5 protein-coding genes and 1 pseudogene are annotated in these 5,853 nt (G+C 67.4%); 3 read left to right on the forward strand and 3 right to left on the reverse strand.

What is annotated here, in order from left to right:
• Positions 1–77 precede the first annotated feature (77 nt).
• The gene (locus ACWGIU_RS27155) at positions 78–977 is read right to left on the reverse strand and encodes a S1 family peptidase (RefSeq protein ID WP_453710025.1); all 900 of its coding nucleotides are present in this window, start codon (positions 975–977) and stop codon (positions 78–80) included.
• 430 nt (positions 978–1,407) lie between these two features.
• On the opposite strand from ACWGIU_RS27155, the pseudogene ACWGIU_RS27160 reads away from it, so the two are divergent.
• A pseudogene (locus ACWGIU_RS27160) lies at positions 1,408–1,623 on the forward strand (hypothetical protein); the annotation flags it as partial.
• 83 nt (positions 1,624–1,706) lie between these two features.
• Entirely contained in the window at positions 1,707–1,937 is a 231-nt protein-coding gene (locus ACWGIU_RS27165) for a hypothetical protein (protein ID WP_453710033.1), read from the forward strand.
• A 501-nt stretch (positions 1,938–2,438) separates the two neighbouring features.
• Here ACWGIU_RS27165 and ACWGIU_RS27170 read toward each other — a convergent pair.
• On the reverse strand, positions 2,439–2,786 hold the full coding sequence (locus tag ACWGIU_RS27170; protein ID WP_453710027.1) for a hypothetical protein: 348 nt from the start codon (positions 2,784–2,786) through the stop codon (positions 2,439–2,441).
• A gap of 178 nt (positions 2,787–2,964) precedes the next feature.
• Positions 2,965–3,318, reverse strand: coding sequence for an ATP-dependent DNA ligase (locus tag ACWGIU_RS27175; protein WP_453710029.1), 354 nt, complete (start codon positions 3,316–3,318; stop codon positions 2,965–2,967).
• 360 nt (positions 3,319–3,678) lie between these two features.
• On the opposite strand from ACWGIU_RS27175, the gene ACWGIU_RS27180 reads away from it, so the two are divergent.
• A complete protein-coding gene (locus ACWGIU_RS27180; RefSeq protein ID WP_453710031.1) occupies positions 3,679–4,845 on the forward strand; it encodes a glycoside hydrolase family 26 protein in 1,167 nt (388 codons plus the stop codon).
• Positions 4,846–5,853 lie beyond the last annotated feature (1,008 nt).

A 5,853-nucleotide genomic window follows, 5' to 3' on the forward strand; every position in this document is an offset into this window, starting at 1 on the left:
GACCTGTAGACAGGGACGACCGTGCCCCCGGCCGCCGTTGGGCCAGGGGCACGTCCGCGTCGTCGGGAACGAAGGGCTCAGTACACGCTGACGCCGTAGGCGTTGAGTGCCTCCACGACGGGCTGGAAGAAGGTCGTGCCCCCGGTGGTGCAGTTTCCGCTTCCGCCGGAGGTGAGGCCGAGAGCCGTGCTTCGGGAGTAGAGGGGACCGCCGGAGTCGCCAGGCTCGGCGCAGATGTTGGTGCGGATCATGCCGTAGACGATGTTGCCGCCGCCGTAGTTCACGGTGGCGTTGAGGCCGGTGACGCTGCCGCATCGGATGCCGGTGGTGGAGCCGCGGCGACAGGCCGACTGGCCGACGAATGGATTGGCGGCGGAGGTGATGTCCTGGCTGCCGACGGTTCCCGGCTTCACGACCATGAGGTTGGAGTAGCGGACGAGACCGTAGTCGTTCACCGGGAAGCTGGAGCCAGCCTTGGGGCCGAGCACCGTGGTGTGTTGCGGATTGGAGTACCAGGTGCCCGTGCCGTTGGTGCAGTGTCCGGCGGTCAGGAAGTAAAAGGTGGTGCCTCTGCGGACGTTGAAGCCCAGCGAACAGCGCCAGTTGTTCGCGTAGATGGCGTCGCCGCCGGAAATGAGCGTCGTGAGCTTTCCGGGGCTGGGCTCGATCTTCAAGGCGCCGGCGTCGGTCCCCGCGGCCTTCCAGATCCGGGAGAGCTCCGCGGCCGAGACGGTGCTGTCCACAGTGAGGACGAGCCGGTTGGCCTTGTCGTCGATGTGCCAGGCGGTTCCGGCCACGTCGGCTGCCAGGACGGTTTCGCCCAAGCGGCTGAGCACGGAGTCGTCATACCGGGTGGGGGAGGGTTGGGCGTTCGCCTGGGGGACAGAGAGTCCGAGGCCGGCTAGGAGTCCGGACGCCATGGCGAGGAGCCAGGCACGTCTCGCGAGACCGCTGCCGGTCGTGCGCTTGATCCTCACTTCTTTTCCTTCCGAGGGGAATTACTGGCCCGTCATAAGGGGGCCCGGTGAGGCGTGGCGAGGAGGTCCCGTCCATAGTCGGTGTCCTGCTGCCGGCCGGTCCCCGGGAAATCCCGGCGGCCCGCCCGTAAGACGCGTGAGGCGTCGTCCGGCCGGGTCGTACGGGAATGGAGACGGGGCACTCACATTAGCGGCCGGTGCGCCAGTCACCCCGTCATGACGCTCCGTTCGCCTGCCGCCGTACAGGCGGCCGACATGATGCCGGGCCCGGGGGGTGGGAACGGGCTGATGAAATGATCGGCGAGGGAAGGGGCCCGGTAACTGCCGGAGCGATACGACCACCTGCGTGCAGCATTCTCCAAGAGCATGCCGGCCTGAACGCCTCTCAACAGGGGCGGCCTGGCTCGATGGCGCGGACACGTGCACACTGATGGCCACCCTGATCCGCACTGTCATCGGCACTTACGGTGAACCCCTCGCCGAGGTCATCGAGCTGACCAAGCGACTTGATCAACGCCGGCACCGACACGGTCGCTACCACCGTCGGGGTGGCGCCGCGCCGATCGGCGTCGCGGTCACCCCCGACAGCACGAAGGCCTACGTCACCAACGGCAGCGACAACACGGTGTCGGTGATCAACACCGCGACCGACACGGTTACCCTCATCGTCCCGGTGGGCAACTCGCCGCTGGACGTCGCCTTCGGCCAGCGGTACCCAAGAACCGCATCGTGGCCGCGGGCAAGGGCCTGGCCGTCCGCTCCGGCCCTGGCGCGAAATTCGCGGTCCAGGGCAAGGTGCTCACCGGCACGGTGGTCCGTGTCCAGTGCAAGGCCAAGGGTCAGCCGGTCGACGGCAATGCGATCTGGTACACGCTCGCCGACAAGCCGCGGCTGGACCGCCGCCGTCTACACCCAGAGCGTCAACAAGGTTCCGTACTCCAAGTGCCCGTGACGACGTGACACCTGACCGCATGGGCACGTGGAACGGTTTCGGTTCGGTGGAGATCTCAGCTGGCGGCTGTTACCTCGGGTTTCGTGGTCGCTCGGTGGCAATTGGCTTCGTATTCGACAGGTGGGACGTGTCCCGTTCTCCCGTGGAGTCGGCGGTGGTTGTACCAGTTGGCCCACTCGGCGGTGGCGAGCTCGACGTGCGAGACCCGGCTCCGTTGTTGCACCGCTGCTTGGCGAACACCACGAGATTCGCCGGGGCGTCCGGCATCGGCAGCAGTGTGCCGTCGACCGCGACCACCAGCAGCCCGGGCCACCGCGTGGCGACCGCGGTCGTGGCCAGCGGGACGCGGACCAGACCGAACAGTGCCTGCAACGGCGCGGCCCCAGACGCTGGCGGGCCTGTCGTAACGCGCGGCCGCTCGGTCTCGTGGGCGCCGGGCCCGACAGACCGGCATGCAATCGGTCGAAGACCCGTCCGTAGCCCAGCTCGGCGAACAACGCCCGCCAGCATCAGGTACACCGGTGACGCGCGCCGGCAACCAGCCGGCCCCGCCGCTCGCCAGTCCTGGACGCCGCCAGCACGTCATCCGCGTTCGCGGAGAACTTCTTCAGCGTGATCAAGACCGAGTGCGTGCGCCGCAGCACCTGCGTCACGCGCACGACGCCGATCTCGCTCTGTTCGCCTCCATCGACGGCTGGTACAACCCGCCGCATCCCAAAGGGCCTCGGCTGGCTCATCCCGACGAATACGAGGCGTAGTACCACGCCGATCAGGCGACGGCCGAACGGGCGGCTTTCGAACCACCGGCACCCGCACTGACCAGTAATCAGCACCTTCCACACAACGGGGAAGCTCAACCCGGGTCTCCTCCGCCACACGCCTGCACCCCTGCCCGGGCACATGCACGAGCACCGGGCACAGCGTCGTGCGCACCTGCGAATGGACTACGCGACAGTCACCCGACAGGTCATTTGTCGGATTTGACGCCTGACATCTTTGGTAGCCGGCGCCTGGACTGCTGTGCAGCGGGCACGGTCAGGGGCCGGACGATGCGGCAGGCAACGCCGGCCACCGGGCGGCCAGCTGCGCCGCACGGGCGGGGGAGGAGGCGGCGCGGCCCTGCGCCGCGGAGAAGTCGATCCGGCCTTCGACGTAGATCACCGCCTCGCCGTCGACCGCGCTGCCGACGGGCAGCCGCAAGGCCGCGCGGGCGAGATCCGCCCACGCAGAGGTCACGTCGCGTCCAGCCCGGGACTGCAGGCGGACTCTTCCCTCCTCCCGCCACAGCACCGTTCTGTGGCCGTCCAGCTTCGGTTCGAACCACCACCCCTCCCCGCTCGGCAGCACCGAGACGGACTGGGCCAGGGCTACGGACACGGGGAACTCCATGCCCCCAGCCTGCGTCGACGGGCTCAAGGGCCTGCCTGACGCGGCCACCAGGCTTGATGCCCTGCGGCAGCAGCGGCTCAAGCCTGACCGACTGGCCGTTCGTCAGATCTCCGCGTCCCACGAGACGTGATCATGAACGACCAAGATCCACTTTCGCGACAGACCCTAGCTCCTTCTGGGTGCCCTACTACGAGTGGGAGCCCCAACCGATCAAGAAGGTCGAGCCCTCTGACACATCCACACGGGGCATCATGCGCACCCGCTAATGGTCTACACGGCAGTCCCTGGCAGGCCATTCGTCGGATGTGATGCCTAGCATCTCTATTAAGCAAACCGACTCAGGAAGGCTCGGGAGACGCCATGTCCAGACCGCGTCGCCGACTGGCGATCGCCTGCATCAGTACGGTCACCGCCAGCCTGCTGGCCACCGGGGCCACACTTGTGGTGCCCGAGAAGGAACAGCCCGGGGCCTCCGACATCGCCATGGGCGCCTATCTCGACTACGGGCCGGCCGGGGTGGCGCGGATCCCTTACCTGTCACGCTGGCTGGGCGGCAAGGAGATCCGGGTCGGCCACACCTATCTGCCCGGCGACAAGTGGGCCGGCATCGAGGGGAACGTGAGCTTCCTTGAGGACTGGGCGCAGTGGCGCCAAGGCAACGGGAGCCGGATGTTCGTCCTCAATGTGCCCATGCAGGAGCAGAATGAGGACCGGGTGCCCGATGGCCAGGTCGCCCGGCTGATCAGGGCGGGCGCGCAGGGCCAGTACGACCGGCACTTCGAGAAGCTCGCCGAGCGGCTGGTGTCGCTCGGCGTGCCGGACACGGTGATCGTGCTCGGCTGGGAGATGAATGGGATCACCTACACGCACCGCTGCGCGCCGGACCCGGAGAACTGGAAGGTGTATTGGAGGCGCATCGTCAATACCATGCGGTCCGTTCCCGGGCAGAAATTCAAGTTCGACTTCGCCCCGAGCCGGGGTACGGACGCGATCGGCTGGACGAAGTGCTATCCCGGCGACGACGTGGTCGACGTCATCGGGATGGATTCGTACGACCAGGGTCCCGGCCAGACCTTCGACGACCAGATCACCCAGCCGTACGGACTCCAGCAGCAGGTCGACTTCGCGAAAGCACACGGCAAGCCGATCTCCTACCCGGAGTGGGGCCTGTTCCGGCGCGGGGACAATCCGGAGTACGTGCGGCGCATGCTGAAGTGGATCGCGCAGCACAAGCCGCTCTACCACACTATCACCGACTACTGCCCCCACGGCGTGTGGCAGTGCAAGCAGAACCCGGCGTCCTCGAAGGCGTTCCGCGACGCGCTGATGCCCGAAAAAGGCGACCCCGTCGCGCCGACTCATGTGGTCCCCCCACCCGTTGTGCCCACCCCGGCCATCCCAACCCCCAAACTCCCGAGCTTGCCCGCCTACTTCCCTGGCCCCCACGCCCTCCTCGGTGGTTCCGACGCCCGAGGTCCCAAGCCTGATGGTCCCCACGCCGAAGCCCCGGCCGACAACAAGCAGTGAGGACCCACCGGTCACGCACATCAGACAGGCCCGCCCGGATGGGGGAGCTGACCGAGGCGCTGACCGAAGCTGTCACGCCGAGGGACGTGGTATGGGCCGTCGCGGAGCATGTTCTGCCGCCCTTCGGCGCCGACGGGCTGGGTCCAATGCGGAGCACATCGGTGACCGCAGTGTGAGCCCGCAGCGGGATCCCCTCGAGCTGGCCAGGAATTCCTCTGGGTAACCGACGGATCCAGCCACATCCAGCCCCCGTTGAGCACAACTTCTCCCAGTCGCCGTTGCCGACGAGTACGGGCTGTCCGTTGCTGTCGAGGGTGTTGAAGACGCTGGCGTAGTAGGCCCAGAGCTGCTTGCCCTGCTTGACCAGGACGTCGGGCTGGCCGTCGCCGTTGAGGTCCCCGGGGGTGATGATCTGTTCGGCGTTGTGCCAGTGGTCGTCGCCGTTCCACTTGTCACCGTAGTCGCAGCCCATGCCGGGGTCCTTGACCGGGCAGGTCACCGTGAGTTCGACGGGGTTGTTGACCGCCAGGCCCTGTCCGTTGTTGGCGTAGGTCCACAGCTTCTTGTCGGTCATGCCGGAGGGCTGCTGCAGGGCGACGAGGTCGTTGTAGCCGTCCCCGTCCCACTCGCCCTGAGAGGCGATCTGAGCTCCGCTGAAGTTCATGCCGCCGCTGGCTGCCGCGGAGAACTTGCCGTTGCCCTGGCCCGGGCTGTCAATCGAACGGTGTATCCGGGGTGGTTGGGGTTACTGACGGGCTGCGGAGAGGCGGCCGTCGAAGGTGATGTCGAAGGCGTTGAGGGCGGTCTTCCAGCGCATGGTCCAGCGGCCTGGCCCTTGCCGGTCGGTCCGGGCTCATGATGGCCATGTAGACGCCCCTTCAACAGACGGGTCGTGCTTGTCATAGCCGAGATGGTCGGTGAATCTCGCCCTCGAGGGCGGACTCCAGCAGCCGCTTCGTCAGCTGCTGCAGCAGCCCACCCTCGCCGGTCAGCTGCAGGCCCCGGGCC

The organism is Streptomyces sp. NPDC054840 (assembly GCF_053611065.1).